Raw genomic sequence first — 19,227 nt, 5'->3', positions numbered from 1 at the left:
GCCGTTCACCCCTTTTGGTGGCGCGATGGACAACCGTCCGTCGCGCCACCTGCATGACCGCTTACGTTCGTCCCGCTGCGAGCCGCCGGCCAACGGCGGCTCACCGAACGGGAGATCGGGGGTGCGCTCGTGCGCGTCGGACTGCTTACGGAGGGTGGCTATCCGTATGTGAGCGGTGAGGCGAGGCTCTGGTGCGACCGGCTCGTACGCGGGCTCGGGCAGCACGAGTTCGACATCTACGCACTCAGCCGCAGCGAGCGGCAGGAGGCGCAGGGCTGGGTCGAGCTGCCGCCCCAGGTCGCCCGGGTGCGCACGGCGCCGCTCTGGACCGTCGACGACGAGGCGCTCTGTGCCGCGGGCCCCCGTGGCGGGCGCGGACGGCGGGCCCGGCGGCGGTTCGCCGAGTGCTTCGGAGAGCTTGCGGACGTGGTGTGCCGGGGCGGTCGCGACGAAGTGGCGGACCGTTTCGGCAACGCTCTGTACGGGCTCGCCGAACTCGCCCGCGACGAAGGCGGCCTGGTCGGCGCGCTCCGCTCCGAGTCCGCCGTCCGCGCCCTGGAGAGCGCCTGCCACGCACCCGGCGCACTGCGGGTCGCCCACGCCGCACGCGTCCCCGACCTGCTCGCCGCCGTCGGCCTGATCGAGCGGGCGCTGCGGCCGCTCTCCCTCGACTGGTACGAGTCCGACGGGCTCGGCGCCGTCGACCTGTGCCACGCCACATCCGGCGGGCCCGCGGCCCTCCCCGGGCTGCTGGCGAAGCACTTCGCGGGGGTGCCGCTGCTCGTCACCGAGTACGGCGTGCAACTGCGCGCGCACTACCTCGCCGCGGGCGGCACCGACCTGAGCGCCCCCGCGCGGGCGCTGCTCGCCTCCTTCCACGGCCTGCTCACCGCGGAGGTGTACCGCGCGGCCACGGTCGTGACCCCCGGCAACACCCACGCAAGGCGCTGGCAGGAGCGCTGCGGCGCCGACCGCGCCAAGCTGCGCACGGTCCACCCGGGCATGGAGGCCGACCGCTTCGCGGAGATCGGCGAAGGGGGCTACGACGAATTCGCCGACGCCCCCGACACGCTCCTGTGGGTCGGCCGCGTCGAGCCCGCCAAGGACCTGATCTCGCTGCTGCACGCCTTCGCGGAGATCCGTGAGGAGGTGCCGGGGGCGCGGCTGCGGATCGTCGGGGCGCCCGCCGAGGGGCCCGAGGCCCAGGCCTACCTCGCGCACTGCAGGGCCCTCGCCGCGCAGCTCTTCCCGGACGAGGCGGCGGGCGCGCACGCCGTCGGCGACAACCCCGTCTCCTTCGAGGAGATCGGCGGGCCCGACGTGCCCGGCCTCGCCGACGCGTACGCCTCCGCGGGCGTCGTCGTCCTGTCCAGCGTCGTCGAAGGCTTCCCGATCAGTCTGGTCGAGGCCATGTTCTGCGGACGCGCGACCGTCTCCACGGACGTCGGCGCGGTGGTGGAGGTCATCGGCGGCACGGGGCTCGTCGTGCCGCCGCGCAATCCACGGGCGCTCGCGGAGGCGTGCACGGCGCTCCTGCGCGACCCCGAGCGGTGCGCGCGCCTCGGCGCGGCGGCGCGGGCCCGCGCGCTCGAACTCTTCACCGTCGAGCAGAACATCGAGGCATTTCGAAGCATCTACCTGGAGATCGTCTCGCACTGCCCCGTCCGCAGGGACGCGGTGGACGAGGCGGGCGAACCGGTGCCGTTCGCGCACCCGGCCGAGGCGTACGTCCCGGGTCGCTGGGCGGTCGCGGTGGGGCCCGCGGCCGGGGTGGAGCCGGGGGCGGCCGAGTGCGGGGTGCCGAGCTGGGCCGTGCCGGAGGAGGCCCCGGCGCCCGGAGGCGTCGAGGTGCGGGATCAGTTGAAGGGGGCTGCCGTATGAGCCGGACGAGCCGGACGAGCCGGATAGAGGGACACGAGAGCGCGGACCCGTCCGGCGCCGTGGACGCGCCGCGTGCTCCGGCGGGCGCGAGCGCCTGGGACTCCCGGTCGGAGGAGCTGCTGCACGGGCTGCCCGGACTGCCCGCGCTGCACGGGGCCGCTGCGGCTCCGCTCGGCGACGGCGTGTCCGCCCCCGCCTTCGGCGAGGGCGAGCGCGGCGACGAGGACGGCGACAGCGGCTGGGACGCGCGCGGCAGGGGCAGGCGCGGCGCCGGAACCCGGTCGCCGCTCGCCCGCGTCGCCGCCCGCGCCAGGCCCCCTCGGCGCGGCGCCGCCGACCCCGTGAAGGCCCTCATGCACCGGCACCGGGAGCTGTGCGAGCGTGCCGTCGACCCGCTGGAGATCGCGGCAGGCCTGGAGGCACACGGCGTCACCGACCGGGCCGCCGCGCGCTTCCGGCACCGGGACGTGTTCGCACTGGCCGAGGAGATGTACGCGCGCGTGCCCGGGCTCCCCGGCGGACGCGTGCCGTCGCTCGCCGTACGCCCCGTGACTTCTTCGTCGCGACAAGTCCCCTCCGGCTGGGCCCTGTTCGCGCTGCTGCCCGGCGCCATGTGCGCGGCCGCCGTCGCGGGACTCGCCCTCACCGAGGGCCACCTGCGGCTCGTGGCCGCGCTCGGCGGCGCACTCGCCGTCGCCGTGGCCCTGCGCATCGCCCTGCGGTACGGTCCGCTGCGCGCCGTCACCCGCCCGACGCCTGCCACGCGCGCGTGGGTGTGCTGGCTCCTTGCGTACGCCCTGCTCGGCGACGGCCTGTTGGACGGCGCCGTCGCGGGCGGCCCGGACGGTCCCGGCGACCTCTGGGACCCGGCGGTCGCCGCGCTCCTCGGGCTCTCCCTCGCCGTCGCGCCCGCGATCTGGTGCGCCCGCCTCTTCGCGGTGCGGTCCGGTGGACGCCTCGCCGCGAGCCGCGGACTCGATGAATTCGCCTCCTCCGTAAGGCCGTTGCTCTTCGGCGCCTTCGCGCTGTTCCTTGGCGCGCTCGGATCGCTGCTCGCGGGGGTGCACGCGCTGCTGCGCGACACGGGCGCGGGCCCCGGTCACGGCACACCCGCGATGGCCGGGGCCGCCGGGCTCGGCGCGCTGCTCCTGCTCGCGCGGCTCCTCGGCGTCTACGGCTTCACCCGCGCCCCCGCCCTGCTGCTCGGCGCCGCCGGTGCCTGCGAAGCGGCCGCCCTGGCCCTGGTGTTCGCCGCCCGGCTGCCGGGCTGCGACGCGCTCGCCGCCCCCGTCACGGCCGCCGTCGACGCATGGGGCCCGGGCGTCGTCCCGGCCACCGCGTGCGGCGGCGCCGCCCTCGTCCTCCTCGTCCACGCGGCCAGGACCCTGACCCTGGCCTCGGCCCACGCCGGTTCCCGTGATGCGCCGTGAACGGACAGGTGAACCGACGCGTGAACCGACGCCCCGCAGACCGCCAGGACCACTCTCCCGCGGGGCCGACACCGCGGGCTCATCCCGTGCACCACGGCAACTTCCCGAAGGAGAAACACAGATGACCACCCGCAGCCGTCTCCGCCGCCGAGCGGCCACCCCGGGAGGCCCCCGATGAGGGTGCTGCTGATCGGAGCCAACGGATACCTCGGCCGGTTCGTCGCCGACCGGCTGCTGGCCGACCCGGCCGTGCAGCTCACCGCGCTCGGCCGCGGCGACGACTCGGACGTACGGTTCGACCTCGCCAGTGGAAGCCCCGGCGCGCTCACCCGTTTCCTGGACGCCGTCCACCCGGGCGTCGTCATCAACTGCGCCGGGGCCACCCGGGGCGGTGCCCGCGACCTCACCCGGCACAACACCGTCGCCGTCGCCACCATCTGCGAAGCCCTGCGGCGCAGCGGCTGCGGGGCGCGCCTCGTGCAGCTCGGCTGCGGCGCGGAGTACGGGCCGAGCCAGCCGGGCTCGTCGACGGCCGAGGACGCGGTGCCGCGGCCCGGCGGGCCCTACGGCGTCAGCAAGCTGGCGGCCACGGAACTGGTGCTCGGCTCCGGGCTCGACGCCGTCGTCCTGCGCGTCTTCTCGCCTGCCGGACCCGGCACGCCCGCCGGGTCGCCGCTCGGGCGGCTCGCGGAGGCCATGCGGCGCGCGATGCAGGCGGGGGACGGCGAGCTGAAGCTCGGGGGGCTCGGCGTGCAGCGGGACTTCGTGGACGTACGCGACGTGGCGCGCGCCGTGCACGCCGCCTCGCTCTCCGCGGCCCAGGGTGTCGTGAACATCGGCGCCGGTCGCGCCGTACGACTACGTGACGCGGCCGCCGTCCTGGCCCGCGTCGCGGGGTACGGCGGCGCGTTGCACGAACTCGACCAGGTGCCCGTGCGGGCATCCATCGGCCACCCCCGCGGCGAATCCGAGCACGGGGGACCGGCCGCGGCCGCGTACCCCTACCCGGACGGCTGCGGGAGCTGGCAGCAGGCCGATGTCCGCACGGCGCGGGACCGGCTCGGCTGGCGGCCCCGCATCAATCTCGAAGAGTCACTGGCCGATATCTGGATGGAGGCCGCATGCCGCATCTGACCAGGACCACGAGGGGTACCGCGAGCACCGAGGTACGGATCGGCTTCGGCATCCCGGGCTTCGCCCACCCCCTCGTCGCTCCCGTCGAATGGTCCGAACTCACCCGCCCCGGCATCCCATTGAAGTGGGTTGTCCTGAATGTCGCCAATGGTCCAGGGGAGCGTCCTGACCCGCACTGCCTGGAGGCGGCGGGACGGCTGCGGAACGCGGGCATCCGGGTGCTCGGGCACCTCGACACGACGTACGGAGCACGCGCCTTCGGGGAGCTGATCTCCGACGCGCACCGCTATCTCGACTGGTACCAGGTCGACGGCTTCTCCCTGGACCGCTGTCCGACCGAGCGGGCCGCGCTCCCGGAGGTGCGCAGGACGGTGACGACCCTGCGGGCCCTGGTCGGCGACGCGCACATCGTGCTCGGGCACGGCACCCATCCGTACCCCGGCTATGCCGAGACGGGCGACCAGTTGGTGACCTTCACGGGCCCGTGGAGCGATTACCGCTGGTCGCAGGTTGCCGAGTGGACCGCGGACTACCCGCCCGAGCGCTTCTGCCACTTCGTGCACGGCATGCCGCGCGGGCATCTGGACGAGGCGCTGCGCATCGCCCGCTGGCAGGGCGCCTCGACGATCTACTTCACGGACCGTGTGGACGGGGGTGGCGTGGGTGACCCCTGGGAGTCCATGCCCGGCTACTGGGACGAAATCGTCTCGCGCATCGGAACGGGTGTCTCGGAATGAAGAAGGGCGTGGCAGTGTTACTTGCAGAACAACCGTTCCGCATTACCGACCAACGGAGTCCCCGTGTCGCTGCCACCCCTGGTCGAGCCCGCATCCGAGCTCACCGTCGATGAGGTTCGCAGGTACTCCCGCCACCTGATCATCCCTGACGTCGGGATGGACGGGCAGAAGCGGCTGAAGAACGCCAAGGTGCTGTGTGTCGGCGCCGGCGGCCTCGGGTCGCCGGCGCTGATGTACCTGGCCGCGGCGGGTGTCGGCACGCTCGGCATCGTCGAGTTCGACGAGGTCGACGAGTCCAACCTCCAGCGGCAGATCATCCACAGCCAGGCGGACATCGGCCGCTCCAAGGCGGAGTCCGCGAAGGACTCGGTCCTCGGCATCAACCCGTACGTGAACGTGATCCTCCACAAAGAGCGGCTCGAGGCCGACAACGTGATGGACATCTTCAGCCAGTACGACCTGATCGTCGACGGCACCGACAACTTCGCGACCCGTTACCTGGTCAACGACGCGTGCGTGCTGCTCAACAAGCCGTACGTGTGGGGTTCCATCTACCGCTTCGACGGCCAGGCGTCCGTCTTCTGGAGCGAGCACGGCCCGTGCTACCGCTGCCTCTACCCGGAGCCCCCGCCGCCCGGCATGGTCCCCTCCTGCGCCGAGGGCGGCGTGCTCGGCGTGCTGTGCGCGTCGATCGGCTCCATCCAGGTCACCGAGGCGATCAAGGTCCTCACGGGCACGGGCGACGCGCTCGTCGGCCGCCTGATGATCTACGACGCCCTGGAGATGCAGTACCGCCAGGTCAAGGTCCGCAAGGACCCCGACTGCGCGGTCTGCGGCGAGAACCCCACCGTCACCGAGCTCATCGACTACGAGGCCTTCTGCGGCGTCGTGTCCGAGGAGGCCCAGGAGGCGGCGGCCGGTTCGACGATCACTCCCAAGCAGCTCAAGGAGTGGATCGACGACGGCGAGAGCATCGAGATCATCGACGTCCGCGAGGTCAACGAGTACGAGATCGTCTCGATCCCCGGCGCCAAGCTGATCCCGAAGAACGAGTTCCTCATGGGCAACGCCCTCCAGGACCTCCCGCAGGACAAGAAGATCGTCTTGCACTGCAAGACGGGTGTCCGCAGTGCGGAAGTCCTCGCGGTGCTGAAGTCCGCGGGCTTCGCGGACGCGGTGCACGTGGGCGGCGGCGTGATCGGCTGGGTCAACCAGATCGAGCCCGACAAGCCGATCTACTAGACGTAGCGTCCAGCACGTCTGCTGGACATGGCGTACGAACGGAGAAGGCCCGCACCTCCGAGGTGCGGGCCTTCTCCGCGTCCGGAGCCTCAGGACGAGCAGACCTTGCCGTCCTTCGGGGCCTTGCCGTCCAGCAGGTACGTGTCGACCGTGCCGTCGACACAGGAGCTGCCGTTGCCGTACGCCCCGTGGCCCTCGCCCTTCCAGGTCAGATGGACGCCGACGCCCTTGCCGAGCTCGTCCGCCATCTTGCGGGCGCCCTCGTAGGGCGTGGCCGGGTCGCCGGTGTTGCCGACGACGAGGATCGGGGCGGCGCCGGGCGCGCTCACCTCGGGGGACTCGTGCAGACCGGCCACCGGCCACTCGTGGCACCAGCCCGCCGTGTCCCAGCCCAGGAACTCCCCGAACACCGGCGATATCCCGCGGAACCGGTCCAGGCGCCGCTTGGCCTCCGCCGGAGTGGTCCGCGCCTTGGCGTCCAGGCAGGAGATCGCCCGCTGCGAGTGGCTCTGTGTGCTGTAGCGCCCCGAGGCATCGCGTTCGTTGTAGGCGTCGGCGAGCTGGAGCAGCGCCGAGCCGTCGCCCTTCTCGGCGTCCTCCAGGCCGCGGGTCAGGGAGGGCCAGGTCTGCTTGCTGTAGAGGGTGACCAGGATTCCGGTGTGCGCGAGGGACTCCGTCAGCTTCCGGTCGCTCGACGTGCGCATCGGCTCGGCGTCCAGGCGCTCGAACAGCTTCTCTATCTTCGCGGCGCCCGCCTCGGGGTCCTCGCCGCGGGACTTGAAGTAGTTGTCGAGGGCGCGCTGGAAGCCCCGCGCCTGGTTCTCCGCGTGGCCGATCGAGTCCGCGCTCGGGTCGACGACCGCGTCGAACACCAGGCGGCCGACGCGCCGGGGGAACAAGTGGGCGTACGTGCCGCCGAGTTCGGTGCCGTACGAGACGCCGAAGTAGTGCAGCTTGTCGTCGCCGAGGACCTGGCGCAGGACGTCCATGTCACGGGCGGCGTCGGCCGTCGAGATGTGCCCGATGAGCTTCTTCGAGGCCTGTGCGCAGCCCGCGCCGAAGTCGGCCGCGTCCTTGAAGTACGCCTTCTCCTCGGCCGCGGTGTCCGGCGTGAGGTCGATCTTCTTCTCGGCGGCCTGCGTCGCACCGTCGTCCCGGCAGCGCACGCCCTCGCTGCCCGCGACCCCGCGCGGGTCGAAGCTCACCAGGTCGTACCGCCCGCGCAGCGAGTCGTACGAGTCGGCGAAGGAGGGGAGGCCGGAGACGCCCGAGCCGCCAGGGCCGCCGAAGTTGAAGAGGAGGGAACCGATCCGGTCGCCCTTGCCCGTGCTCTTGGCGCGGATCAGGGCGACCCCGATGGTCTCGCCGCCCGGCTTGCCGTAGTCGAGGGGGACCTTCAGCGTCGAGCACTGCCACTCGGCGCCCGGGGCGCTGCCGCCCTCGGGCGCCTTGCAGCCGGTCCAGTCCAGCTTCTGGGAGGTCAGCGAGGCGGGCAGGGTCGATGAGGGGTCGGGCTTGGGCTTCGGCTCGGGAGCGGTCGCCGAGGGGTTCTTCCCGTCGCTCCCGTCCCCGTCGTCGGACGAACCGCAACCGGCGGCCAGGCCCGCCACCAGCACTCCTGCTGCGGCCAGGGCCGCGGACCGTACGAAACGCTGCATAGAGGCGCTTCCCCCCTCGGAAGACAGTCAGGCCATATTAGGTGGGATCAACGACAGCGCCGGGTCGGGCCCTCACGGGTGGACCCGACCCGGCGCCGGGTCGCAGGACGGTGCAGGTCAGGAGCAGACCGTGCCCGCCTTCGGGGTCGTCCCTGCCAGCAGGTAGCCGTCCACCGCACCGCGTACGCACTTGTTCTTGCTGTCGTACGCCCCGTGCCCCTGGCCCTTGTACGTCAGCTCGACGCCGACGCCCTTGCCGAGCTCGTCCGCCATCTTGCGGGCGCCCTCGTACGGCGTGGCCGGGTCGCCGGTGTTGCCGATGACGACGATGGGCGGCGCGCCCTCGGCGCTCACGTCGGGGTGGTCGGCCTGGCCCTGGACCGCCCAGTCGGTGCAGCCGACCATGCCCCACGCGAGGTAGTCGCCGAACAGGGGAGAGGCCTTGCGGAACTCGGGGAGCCTCTTCTCCACGAACTCCGCGTCGTAACGCGCCTTGTCGTCCGCGCAGTTGATCGAGACGTTGGCGGACTGGATGTTGCTGTACTCGCCGTCCTCGTTGCGCCCGTTCATCGAGTCGGAGAGTGCCATCAGGACCTTGCCGTCGCCGTCGTAGGCCTCTTCGAGGCCCTGGGTGAGGTAGGGCCAGAAGTCCTTGGAGTACAGGGACTGCGCGATGCCGTTGGTGGCGGCGGTCTGTGTCAGCTCGCGCGGCGGGAGGCCGCGGATCGGCTTGCCGTCCAGGTCCTTCAGCAGCTTCGCGATCCGGTCCTTGACGTCCTGCTCGGTGTCGCCGACCGGGCAGTCCGCCATCTGTGACGTGCAGTCCTTCGCGAAGTTGTCGAGCGCGAGCTGGAACCCCTTCGCCTGGCCGAGTGAGCCCTGTTCGGCGGTCTCTGTGGGGTCGACGACGGCGTCGAAGACGGCCCGTCCCACCTTCTTGGGGAACAAGTGTGCGTAGACGCCGCCGAGTTCCGTGCCGTAGGAGATGCCGAAGTAGTGCAGCTTGTCGTCGCCCAGGACCTGGCGCATCAGGTCCATGTCGCGGGCCGCGTCGGTGGTGCGGACGTGCGGGAGGGTCTTGCCCGCGTTCTTGTCGCAGCCGTTGTTGAAACTCCGCACGTTGTCGAGGAGCTTCTGCTGTTCGGCGTCGTCGTCGGGCGTGGAGTCCTGCTGGAAGTACGTGTCGAGGTCGGAGTCGTCCTCGCACTTGATGCCCGCGCTGCGGCCGACGCCGCGCGGGTCGAAACTCACCAGGTCGTAGCGGGTGCGCAGCTTGGCGTAGTCCTCTCCGAAGGCGGGCAGCGTGGTGACGCCCGAGCCGCCGGGACCGCCGAAGTTGAAGACGAGCGAGCCGATGCGGTCGCCCTTGTCGCCGCTCGTGGCCGCCTTGATCAATGCGATGTCGACCGTGTCGCCCTTGGGCTTCGCCCAGTCGAGGGGAGCCTTCATCGTGGCGCACTGCCACTCGGCGCCGCCGGGCAGCGGGGACGGGGCGTCGCCGCCGCCCTCCGCGGCGTCGGGCGCGGGGCAGTCCTTCCAGCTCAGCTTCTGAGCCGACAGATCCTCGTCCTTGGAGTCGTCGCTGCCGCCGCACCCCGCGAGGGTGGCGGACAGGAGCAGGGTGGCGGCGGCCAGAGCGGTCGCGCGCGGCTTGGACTGTGTGGGCATGTGCCCATCCTGCGGCGGGTCCTGACGGGGCGCTCGGGGCGCGGTCCGTGTGGGTGAGGAATCGGCCACTTGGTGCGGGCGCGGAGGAGAGGGGCGGGGTCCTTGTGGGTGGGGATCCCTTGGGGGCGGCCCCATCCGACCCCGCGTCAGCCTTCGGCGATCCGCTGGGCCGCGGCCGTCCCCGTCGCCACGCACGCGGCGACGCCCACGCCCTCGTACGCGGCGCCGCACAGCGCGAGCCCCGGCAGCTTGCCCACGGCCTCGCGGACGCGGGCGACGCGCTCGATGTGCCCGACGCCGTACTGCGGGAGGCCGCGCTCCCAGCGGGTGACGCGGGCCGCGACGGGCTCGCCGATGGAGCCCAGGGCCTGGTGCAGCTCGATGACCGAGCTGCGGACCAGATGGCGGTCGGGGACGGCGAGCCGGTGCTCCTCGGCGACCCGGCCGATCGAGGTGCGCAGCAGGAAGACGTCGGGCGCCGCCTCGCGCTGCCACCGCCACTTGTTGCTGAGGAACGTGGCGGCCTTGAGGGTGCGGCCGTCGACGGCGGGCACCAGGAAGCCGTTGCCCTCGGGAAACGCGTCCCCGGGGCCGTGGCCGGGCCCGCTGCCATCCGCCCGGGTGAGCGCCTGCGCCCGCGGGAACGCCAGGGTCACCACGGCGGTGCTTGCGTGCTGGATCGCGCCGAGGTCGGCGTCGGCGAGCGGCGCGTGCGGCCGCAGCAGCTCCGCGGCCTCGTACGCGGGCACGGCGAGGACCACCGCGTCCGCCTCCAGGAGGAGAGGACCGTCGCCCGTGACGGCGAGGACCCGCCACCGTCCTGCCGTGGTGCGCTGCAGCTCACGCGCGCGCGTGCCGGTGAGCACCCGGGCGCCGCTCGCCTCGGCGACGGCGAGCGGAAGGCGCCCGGTGCCGCCGCGCAGCCCCTGGACGGGGACGGTCCGCGGGGCGCCCGCGCGCGGGGAGGCCCCGCCGCCGGGCGTACGCATCCGGCGCAGGGCCGCAAGGAGGGGCTCCCCGCGCTCCGCGATCGCGGCCACGCGCGGCAGCGCGGCCCGTAGCGAGAGCCGGTCGGGGCGGCCCGCGTAGACCCCGCCGAGCAGCGGTTCCACGAGCCGGTCGACGGCTTCCTGGCCGATCCGGCCGCCCAGGTACTCGGCCACCGACACGTCATCGGCCACCGGCTCCGCGGGCAGCGTGTCCTCGTGGCGCAGCCGGGCCGCCCCCTCGTCGGACAGCAGCCCCGTGCCCGGCAGCGCGTCGGGTTCGGTGGGGACGCCCATGACGTGGCCGGGCGGCAGCGGGCGCAGCGCGCCGTTCGACCACAGGGTGGTGGGCGCGGGGGCCGGGTCGCACAGCGCGTCGCCGAGGCCGACCTCCTGCGCGAGGCGCACGGCTTCCGGACGCAGCGCCATCAGCGACTCGGCGCCCTCGTCGACGGGGACCCCCGCGAGGGTGCCGGTGCGCAGCTTGCCGCCGATGCGAGGGGCACCCTCCAGAACGGTCACCTCCGTGTCGCCGCGCAGCCGCCAGGCCGCGGTCAGCCCGCTGATGCCCCCGCCGACGACGATCACCGAACGCGTCATGCCGCGCTCCCTTCCGTGAGCAGCTCCCGCAGCTCGTCCTGGTAGGGGAAGCTCCCCGGCTCGTACGCGCACCAGGGATCGGCGGCGAGCACCCGGCCCGTCGCCCCGTACGCGCGCGAACGGGAGCCTCCGCACACGGTGTTGAACTCGCAGCGCCCGCACGCGCCGTCGAGCAGCGCGGGGTCGCGCAACGTCGAGAACAGGGCGGAGCCGCGGTAGATGTCGATCAGCGGATGGTGCTTCACGTTCCCCGCCGACAGCGGCAGGAAGCCGCTGGGATGGACCTCTCCGGTGTGCGACACGAAGACGAAGCCGCGCCCCGAGCCGACGTCCATGGGCGGCCTGCGCACCGCACGCCGCTCCCCGTCGTACAGACCGAGCACCCGCGCGCGTGCGGTGAGGCGTGCGTACAGGGGGCCCAACTCGGGCTGTTCCCCGTGCCGTTCCAGCAGCGTGCGCTGGAGTGCCACGCGGCGGAAGTGGTGGCCCTCGGTGGTCTTGGTGGCCAGCACCGCGCCCGTGTCGTACAGGAAGTGCAGGACGTCCTCGACCTCGTCGGGGGTGAGCGAGGAGAGCTGTTCGCCGCGTCCCGTCGGCACGAGCACGAAGCCGCTCCACAGCATCGCGCCCTCCCTGCGCACCAGGGCCGCGATGTCCGCGAGGTCTTCCAGGCTGTTACAGGTGACGGTGGTGTTGATCTGCACCTTCAGGCCGAGTTCACGGGCCGTGCGCCAGCCGTCGAGGGTCCATTCGAAGACGCCGTCCACGCCCCGGAAGGCGTCGTGCCGCTCGGCCGTGGATCCGTCGACGCTCAGGGACAGGGCGACGGCGCCCGCCTCGCGCACCGCGGCCAGGTTCGCGCGGTCCAGCGTCGGTGTCCCAGAGGGGGCGACGGCGACGCGGAGTCCGAGCGCCGTTCCGTACGCGACGAGGTCGGTGAGGTCGGGGCGCTGGAAGGGGTCGCCGCCCGTGATCACGAAGAGCGGGCTCGGCTTTCCGAAGGCGGCGATCTGGTCCATGAGGCGGCGGGCGTCCGCGCCGTCCAGCTCGTGCGGGTCCCGCGCGGGCTGCGCCTCGGCCCTGCAGTGCAGACAGGCCAGCGGGCACGCGCGCGTGGCCTCCCAGATGACGATGAAGGGGCGCTCGGCGACGGCGTGCCGCGGGCGCCGCACGACCCGGCTCACGAGGCCCGCTCCCAGCCCGGCTTCGGCCGCCGGTTCGCGAGCTGCTCCGGGTCCCGGCTGCGGTAGACCACGTACGGCCTGAAGACGTACTTGAAGGGCGCGCTGAAGATGTGGGCGAGCCGTGAGAAGGGGATCAGCGCGAACAGCGCGAAGCCGAAGACGATGTGCAGCTTGAAGGCGAGGGGCGCGGCGCCCATCAGCTGGTAGTCGGGCTGGAGCGTGAACAGGCTCCGGAACCAGACGGAGATGCCTTCGCGGTAGTTGTAGTCGACCGCTCCGGAGGAGTTCAGGACGGTCGCGACGAGCCCGAGCAGCATGGCGCCGAGCAGCACCGTGTACATCACGTGGTCACTACGGAGGGTGGCTTTGCGGACGGCGGGCACCTTGAGGCGCCGGTACACGAGGATGCCGATCCCGACGGCGGCCGCGACGCCCGCGACGGCGCCGGTGGAGACCGCGATCAGGTGGTACGTGTGGTCGCTGACGCCCACCGCGTCGGTCCAGCTGTCCGGGATCACCAGACCCACGACGTGGCCGAGCACCACGAACACCATCCCGAAGTGGAAGAGCGGCGAGCCGATGCGCAGCAGCCGTGACTCCTGCAGCTGCGAGGAGTGCGTGGTCCAGCCGAACCGGTCGTAGCGGGCCCGCCAGGCCAGTCCCGCGATCAGCAGGGTGACGGCGGCATAGGGCATGACACCCCACAGGAGGAGGTCCATTACGCCGGGGTCCTTTCCTGGGCGGCGGGGACGGTGGGCCAGGGGAGGTCCACACCGGGGCCGAAGGGTTCGAGTCCGACGGTCTCGCGGGGCGGCCCGCTGCGGGCGAGGGCCTTCGCCTCGGCACGCGTCTTCGGAGAGGGGCCCGGGAGTGTCCCGCAGACCGCTTCCAGCACGCGCGCGTAGGGGGTGTCCGCGTCGGTGACGGCGAGCCGCAGGAGTTCGAGTCCGGCCCGGTGCTCCTCCAGGAGGGCGGTGCCCGCGGTCTCCTCGCGCGCGGCGAACTCCAGGAGCACCGGCAGGAAGTCCGGCAGCTCTTCGGAGGCGAACTCAAGGCCGTGCTCGCGGTACACCTGCTTGATGCGCACCAGGGAGAGTCCACGGTTGCGGGTGTCGCCGTCCGACCACCAAGTGAGGTACAGGCAGCGGCGGTTGCGGGTGTCGAAGGTGCCCGTGTAGTGCGCGGCGAGGTCCAGGGGGCGCCGCACGCGCGCGTGGGCGATGAATTCCCGCAGCTGCGGGTGGCCGGTCGCCTCGTGGAGCAGGTCCAGGTCCGCGTACAACTGCGCGTCCGGGTACTGCAGGAGCCGCCCGGCGACGAGCCGGACGACGGCGTCGGGGGTCATGCGCTCCTCCGGGTGGGGCTGAGGTTGAGCAGGACGCGCTCTTCGGAGGCACCGCCCGGGGTGTCGGCCACCGGACAGCCGTCGGCCACGTCATTCAGGGGATGCGTCTTTGCGAGGGCGTCCGCGTCGGCGCGGGCGGCGGTCGGGACCACGTACCGGTCCTCGTACTTGGCGATCGCCAGGAGCCGGAACATGTCCTCCATCTCCTGGCCGGTGAGGCCGACCGCCGAGGCGATGGACTCGTCGCGCTCCTGGCCGAGGTTGACGCGGCGCATGTAGGCGCGCATGGCGGCCATCCGGCGCAGCACCGCCTCCACGGCGTAGGTGTCGCCCGCGGTGAGGAGCGCGGCGAGGTACTCCACGGGGATCCGCATCGCGTCGATCGCTCCGAAGAGGTTGCCCGCGTCCTCCCCGTCGCGGCCCGCCGCGGCCACCGCCTCGACCACCGGGGACAGCGGCGGCACGTACCAGACCATCGGCATCGTCCGGTACTCCGGATGCAGCGGCAGCGCCACCTGGTACGTCCTGATCAGGTCGTACACGGGAGAGCGGCGGGCCGCGTCGAGCCACTCGTCGGCGATGCCCGAGGCGCGCGCGGCGGCCACGACCGCCGGGTCGTGCGGGTCGAGGAAGCATTCCAACTGCGCCGGGTAGAGGTCCTGTTCGTCCTCCACGGCGGCGGCCTCGGCGACCTTGTCGGCGTCGTACAGCATCACGCCCAGGTAGCGCATGCGCCCGACGCAGGTCTCCGAGCAGATGGTCGGCATCCCGGCCTCCACGCGCGGGAAGCAGAAGGTGCACTTCTCCGCCTTGCCGGTGGAGTGGTTGAAGTAGACCTTCTTGTAGGGGCAGCCGGTCACGCACATCCGCCAGCCGCGGCACTGGTCCTGGTCGACGAGGACGATGCCGTCCTCCACGCGCTTGTACATCGCTCCGGAGGGGCACGACGAGACGCACGCGGGGTTGAGGCAGTGCTCGCAGATCCGCGGCAGGTAGAACATGAAGCTCTGCTCGAACTCGAAGCGGATCTTCTCGCCCACCTCGTCGCGGACCTTCTCGACCAGCGGGTCCTTCGGGCCGTGCTCCGGGGCGCCGCCGAGGTTGTCGTCCCAGTTGGGGCCCCATTCGAGGGTGCCGATGGGCTCGCCCGTCACCTGTGAGACCGGCTTGGCGACGGGCATGTCGTCGCCCGCCGGGGCGTCGGTGAGGTTCTTGTACTCGTACGTCCAGGGCTGGTAGTAGTCCGACAGCTCGGGCAGCTCGGGGTTGGCGAAGATCTGGCCGAGCCGCTTGAGGCGCCCTCCGGCCCTCAGCCGGAGCCGCCCGGACCTGGTCCGCTCCCAGCCGCCCTTCCACCGCTCCTGGTCCTCCCAGCGGCGCGGATAGCCCTGTCCGGGGAGCGTCTCGACGTTGTTGAACCAGACGTACTCGGTGCCCGCCCTGTTGGTCCAGGTCTGCTTGCAGGTGACCGAACAGGTGTGGCAGCCGATGCACTTGTCGAGGTTCATCACCATCGCCACTTGTGCCATACAGCGTCCGATAGTTCCTTCGTCACGGGGCATCAGTAGGAGACCTCCTGGTCGCGGCGGCGGATGACCGTCACCTCGTCACGCTGGTTGCCCGTCGGGCCCAGGTAGTTGAACGCCCACGTCAACTGGGCGTATCCGCCCACCAGATGGGTGGGCTTGAGCATGATCCGGGTGAGGGAGTTGTGGATGCCGCCGCGGCGGCCCGTCTTCTCCGTCTTCGGGACGCCGACGGTCCGCTCCTGGGCGTGGTTCATGTAGACCGTCCCCGGCGGCATCTTGTGGGACACGATCGCGCGGGCCGTGACGACGCCGTTGCGGTTCACGGCCTCGATCCACTCGTTGTCCTTCACGCCGATCGCGTCCGCGTCCTGCGGGGACATCCACACCGTCTGGCCGCCGCGGCCGAGCGTCATCATGTAGAGGTTGTCCTGGTACTGGGAGTGGATGGCCCACTTGTTGTGCGGGGTCAGGAACCGCACGGCGACCTCGCGGCCCTCCGTCCGGGAGCCCAACCGGGGCTCTCCGTAGAGGCGGTGCATGTCCAGCGGCGGCTTGTAGACGGGCAGTGCCTCGCCGACCTCGTGGATCCAGTCGTGGTCGAGGAAGAAGTGCTGGCGCCCGGTGAGCGTGTGCCAGGGCTTCAGGTGCTCGGTGTTGACGGTGAACGCGGTGTAGCGGCGCCCTCCTGACTCGCTGCCCGACCACTCGGGCGACGTGATGACCGGCACCGGGCGGGCCTGGGTGTCCGCGAAGGTGATCCGCTTCCCCTCGGCCTCGGCGGCCAGGTGCGCCAGCTCCGTGCCGACGCGCTTCTCCAGCGTCTCGAACCCCTGGGTGGCCAGGCGGCCGTTGGAGGTCCCGGAGAGCGACAGGATCGCCTCACAGGCCCGCTGGGCGGTGTCCAGGCGGGGCCTGCCGTCGGCGGTGCCGCCGCGCACCGTGCCGTTCTTCTCCTTCAGGTACGCGACTTCCTCGGCGACATCGAAGGTGACCGCCTTCGTGGTGACCCCGAGCTCGTCGACGAGCGGGCCGAGCGCCGCGAACTTCTCGCCGACGGCTCCGTAGTCGCGTTCCACGACGGCCAGGTTGTACATCGTGCGCCCGGGGACGGGCTCGCACTCGCCCTTCGACCAGTCGAGCGCGACACCGCCGGGCTGGGCCATCTCGCCGCCCGGGGTGTCGTGCTGCAGCGCCGTGGCGACGAGGTCGCGGCGCACGCCCAGGTGCTCGCCCGCCAGCTCGCCGAACCGGCGCGCGACGGCGAGGAACGCGTCGTAGTCGGTGCGCGCCTGCCAGGGCGGGTCCACGGCCGGTGTGAAGGCGTGCAGGAAGGGGTGCATGTCGGTGGACGACAGGTCGTGCTTCTCGTACCAGGTGGCCGCGGGCAGGACGACGTCGGAGAGCAGCGTCGTGGACGTCATCCGGAAGTCGAGGCAGAGCAGCAGGTCGAGCTTCCCCTCGACGTCCTCGGAGTGCCACTTCACATCGCGCGGCGCGCAACGCGGCCCGTCGTCGGGCAGGTTGGAGTGCGTGCCGAGCAGATGCTTCAGGAAGTACTCGTTGCCCTTGGAGGACGAGCCGAGCAGGTTGGCCCGCCATACGTTGAGCACGCGCGGCCAGTTGCCGGGCGCGTCGGGGTCCTCACCGGCGAAGCCCAGCGTGCCCTCCTTGAGCTCCCGCACGGTGTCGGCCACGGGATCCTCGGCCGCTCCCAGGTCCAGCGGGTTGCGGTCGAAGGTCGGATACGACGGCATCCAGCCCATGCGGGCGGAGGCGGCGAGGCAGTCGGCGCCCGTCATCCCCTCGAAGCGGCCCTCTCCCAGCGGGGACGCGAGGGACTCGGCGGGCAGCGTGTCGTAGCGCCACTGGTCGGTGTGCAGGTAGAACCAGCCCGCGCCGATCATGTGCCGGGGCGGTCGCCCCCAGTCGGAGGCGCTCGCGAGCGTCGCCCAACCGGTCACCGGGCGGCACTTCTCCTGCCCTACGTAGTGTCCCCATCCGCCGCCGTTGCGCCCCTGGCAGCCGGTGAGCGTGAGCAGCGCGAGGAACGCGCGGTAGGTGGTCTCCGCGTGGAACCAGTGGTTGGTCCCCGCCCCCATGAGGATCATGCAGCGCCCTTGGGAGGCCTCGGCCGTCTCGCCGAACTCGCGTGCCACGCGCGTGGCCTGCGCCGCGGGCACGGACGTGAGGGTCTCCTGCCAGGCGGGCGTGCCGGGCTGGCAGGCGTCTTCGTAGGAGTCGGGCCACTCGCCGGGCAGCCCCGCGCGCGGGACGCCGTACTGGGCGAGCATCAGGTCGTAGACGGTGGTGACGAGCCGGTCGCCCATGCGCCGGACGGGAACTCCTCGGCGTACGACACCGCCGTCGCCGTGCGTGTCCTCTTCGAAGCGGGGCAGCACGATCTCCGCGGTGTCCTCTCCGTAGAGCGTGAGCCGGGGCACGGTGTCGCCGAGGTCGAGGTTCCAGTCGGGCGTCTCCGACGTGCTCCAGCGGTGGCCGAGCGTGCCGTTGGGGACGGTCGGCTCACCCGTCGCGTCGTCGATCAGGACGGTCTTCCACCGGGCGTTCTCGCTCTCCGCCGCCGTCTCGCCGAGGTCCGCCGCGGTGAGGAACTTGTGCGGCACGAGGCCCTTGTCGGTCTCGTCGAGCGTGACCAGGAAAGGCAGGTCCGTATAGCGGCGCACATAGTCCTTGAAGAACGGCGTCTCCCGTTCGACGAAGAACTCCCGGAGAATGACGTGCCCCATTGCCAGGGCCAGTGCGCCGTCCGTTCCGGGGTGCGGGTGCATCCATTCGTCGGCGAACTTCGTGTTGTCCGCGAAATCCGGCGACACGGTGACGACCTTCTGCCCGCGATAGCGCGCCTCCGTCATCCAGTGCGCGTCCGGAGTCCGCGTCACCGGCACATTGGAGCCCCACATCATCAAATACGCGGCGTCCCACCAGTCACCCGACTCCGGCACGTCCGTCTGGTCGCCGAACACCTGCGGAGAGGCCACCGGAAGATCCGCGTACCAGTCGTAGAAGGAAAGCATCGGGGCGCCGATGAGGGAATGGAAACGGGCGCCCGCGGCATGCGATGCCATCGACATCGCGGGAATGGGGGAGAAGCCCGCGACACGGTCGGGACCGTGCTCCTTGATCGTGTGCACATGCGCCGCCGCCACGATCTCGACGGCCTCGTCCCAACTCGCGCGCACCAGGCCGCCCTTGCCGCGCGCCCGCTGGTACCGCCTGCGGCGCTCGGGGTCGCGCTGGATGTCGGCCCAGGCCAGGACGGGGTCCTTCAGCCGCGCCTTCGCCTCCCGGTACATCTCAAGAAGCGTTCCGCGTACATGGGGGTAGCGGACGCGCGTGGGGGAGTACGTGTACCAGGAGAACGAGGCTCCGCGCGGACATCCGCGGGGTTCGTATTCGGGACGGTCGGGGCCCACAGAGGGATAGTCCGTGGCCTGTGTCTCCCATGTGATGATGCCGTCCTTGACGTACACCTTCCAGCGGCACGATCCCGTGCAGTTCACGCCGTGCGTGGAATACACGACCTTGTCGTGGCTCCACCGGTCGCGGTAGAAGGCTTCTCCGTCCCGGCCGCCGGTGTGCTGCACCCGGTGCAGATCCGCGGAAGTCTCCGCGTCCCGGGTGAAGAAACTCCCGGCCTTCACGAGCGTCTCAGCGATGTCTTTCCTCTGCTGCAACGTCACATCTCCTGGCCGTCCCGAAGAAAAGGCCGCACGGCACGTGCTGCCTGCAACGACCCTAAGTCTGGCGGAGGTTGGGACCCCGGGGACTTAGGTCCTGTGAAGGGGTGACCTCTTTCCGGAATTTCTCGGGCC

Annotated in this window: 13 protein-coding genes; 5 read left to right on the top strand and 8 right to left on the bottom strand. The window is 71.9% G+C overall.

The window, feature by feature from the left end; genetic code table 11:
* Window positions 1–129: 129 nt before the first annotated feature.
* The 5 genes from AC068B_RS06780 (at window position 130) to moeZ (ending at window position 6,424) form a co-directional block, all read left to right on the top strand.
* Window positions 130–1,881 (top strand): DUF3492 domain-containing protein, encoded by a 1,752-nt coding sequence (locus AC068B_RS06780; protein ID WP_478669519.1) that lies wholly within the window; start codon window positions 130–132, stop codon window positions 1,879–1,881.
* The gene (locus AC068B_RS06775; protein ID WP_478669518.1) at window positions 1,878–3,311 is read left to right on the top strand and encodes a hypothetical protein; all 1,434 of its coding nucleotides are present in this window, start codon (window positions 1,878–1,880) and stop codon (window positions 3,309–3,311) included. Before AC068B_RS06780 ends, AC068B_RS06775 begins: the two co-directional genes overlap by 4 nt.
* Window positions 3,312–3,485: 174 nt before the next feature.
* Window positions 3,486–4,445: an NAD-dependent epimerase/dehydratase family protein gene (locus tag AC068B_RS06770; RefSeq protein WP_306333045.1), complete on the top strand. Its 960-nt coding sequence runs from the start codon at window positions 3,486–3,488 to the stop codon at window positions 4,443–4,445.
* Window positions 4,433–5,182 carry a spherulation-specific family 4 protein gene (locus AC068B_RS06765; RefSeq protein WP_478669516.1) on the top strand — a complete coding sequence of 250 codons (750 nt, stop codon included), beginning with the start codon at window positions 4,433–4,435 and terminating at the stop codon, window positions 5,180–5,182. The genes AC068B_RS06770 and AC068B_RS06765 overlap by 13 nt, the downstream gene beginning before the upstream one ends.
* A 63-nt stretch (window positions 5,183–5,245) precedes the next feature.
* Window positions 5,246–6,424, top strand: coding sequence for an adenylyltransferase/sulfurtransferase MoeZ (gene moeZ / locus AC068B_RS06760; protein ID WP_478669515.1), 1,179 nt, complete (start codon window positions 5,246–5,248; stop codon window positions 6,422–6,424).
* Between the two features lie 89 nt (window positions 6,425–6,513).
* Here moeZ and AC068B_RS06755 read toward each other — a convergent pair whose 3' ends face one another.
* The 8 genes from AC068B_RS06755 to AC068B_RS06720 all read right to left on the bottom strand — a co-directional run bounded on the left by AC068B_RS06755 (window position 6,514) and on the right by AC068B_RS06720 (window position 19,089).
* Window positions 6,514–8,082 (bottom strand): alpha/beta hydrolase, encoded by a 1,569-nt coding sequence (locus AC068B_RS06755; RefSeq protein ID WP_478669513.1) that lies wholly within the window; start codon window positions 8,080–8,082, stop codon window positions 6,514–6,516.
* A 117-nt stretch (window positions 8,083–8,199) separates the two neighbouring features.
* Entirely contained in the window at window positions 8,200–9,750 is a 1,551-nt protein-coding gene (locus AC068B_RS06750; protein WP_478669512.1) for an alpha/beta hydrolase, read from the bottom strand.
* Window positions 9,751–9,896: 146 nt separating this feature from the next.
* Window positions 9,897–11,336, bottom strand: coding sequence for a protoporphyrinogen oxidase (gene hemG, locus AC068B_RS06745; RefSeq protein ID WP_478669510.1), 1,440 nt, complete (start codon window positions 11,334–11,336; stop codon window positions 9,897–9,899).
* Window positions 11,333–12,520: a TIGR04053 family radical SAM/SPASM domain-containing protein gene (locus tag AC068B_RS06740; protein ID WP_478669509.1), complete on the bottom strand. Its 1,188-nt coding sequence runs from the start codon at window positions 12,518–12,520 to the stop codon at window positions 11,333–11,335. Before AC068B_RS06740 ends, hemG begins: the two co-directional genes overlap by 4 nt.
* Entirely contained in the window at window positions 12,517–13,239 is a 723-nt protein-coding gene (gene narI, locus AC068B_RS06735; RefSeq protein WP_478669508.1) for a respiratory nitrate reductase subunit gamma, read from the bottom strand. Before narI ends, AC068B_RS06740 begins: the two co-directional genes overlap by 4 nt.
* Window positions 13,239–13,865 (bottom strand): nitrate reductase molybdenum cofactor assembly chaperone, encoded by a 627-nt coding sequence (gene narJ, locus AC068B_RS06730; RefSeq protein ID WP_478669506.1) that lies wholly within the window; start codon window positions 13,863–13,865, stop codon window positions 13,239–13,241. Before narJ ends, narI begins: the two co-directional genes overlap by 1 nt.
* Window positions 13,862–15,394: a nitrate reductase subunit beta gene (gene narH / locus AC068B_RS06725; protein WP_478669505.1), complete on the bottom strand. Its 1,533-nt coding sequence runs from the start codon at window positions 15,392–15,394 to the stop codon at window positions 13,862–13,864. Before narH ends, narJ begins: the two co-directional genes overlap by 4 nt.
* Before the next feature lie 32 nt (window positions 15,395–15,426).
* Complete coding sequence (locus AC068B_RS06720; RefSeq protein ID WP_478669504.1) at window positions 15,427–19,089, bottom strand: nitrate reductase subunit alpha; 3,663 nt, start codon at window positions 19,087–19,089, stop codon at window positions 15,427–15,429.
* Window positions 19,090–19,227: the final 138 nt, after the last annotated feature.

It is taken from the genome of Streptomyces sp. NPDC042371 (assembly GCF_056437465.1).
This window is presented reverse-complemented; position numbering and strand designations above follow the sequence as displayed.

What these genes read in the sequence shown, in the direction of transcription:
- AC068B_RS06775 (WP_478669518.1), top strand. Translation starts at nt 1,878, where the DNA reads ATGAGCCGGACGAGCCGGACGAGCCGGATAGAGGGACACGAGAGCGCG.
- AC068B_RS06770 (WP_306333045.1), top strand. Translation starts at nt 3,486, where the DNA reads ATGAGGGTGCTGCTGATCGGAGCCAACGGATACCTCGGCCGGTTCGTC.
- AC068B_RS06765 (WP_478669516.1), top strand. Translation starts at nt 4,433, where the DNA reads ATGCCGCATCTGACCAGGACCACGAGGGGTACCGCGAGCACCGAGGTA.
- AC068B_RS06755 (WP_478669513.1), bottom strand. Translation starts at nt 8,082, where the DNA reads ATGCAGCGTTTCGTACGGTCCGCGGCCCTGGCCGCAGCAGGAGTGCTG.
- AC068B_RS06750 (WP_478669512.1), bottom strand. Translation starts at nt 9,750, where the DNA reads ATGCCCACACAGTCCAAGCCGCGCGCGACCGCTCTGGCCGCCGCCACC.
- hemG (WP_478669510.1), bottom strand. Translation starts at nt 11,336, where the DNA reads ATGACGCGTTCGGTGATCGTCGTCGGCGGGGGCATCAGCGGGCTGACC.
- narI (WP_478669508.1), bottom strand. Translation starts at nt 13,239, where the DNA reads ATGGACCTCCTCCTGTGGGGTGTCATGCCCTATGCCGCCGTCACCCTG.
- narJ (WP_478669506.1), bottom strand. Translation starts at nt 13,865, where the DNA reads ATGACCCCCGACGCCGTCGTCCGGCTCGTCGCCGGGCGGCTCCTGCAG.
- narH (WP_478669505.1), bottom strand. Translation starts at nt 15,394, where the DNA reads ATGGCACAAGTGGCGATGGTGATGAACCTCGACAAGTGCATCGGCTGC.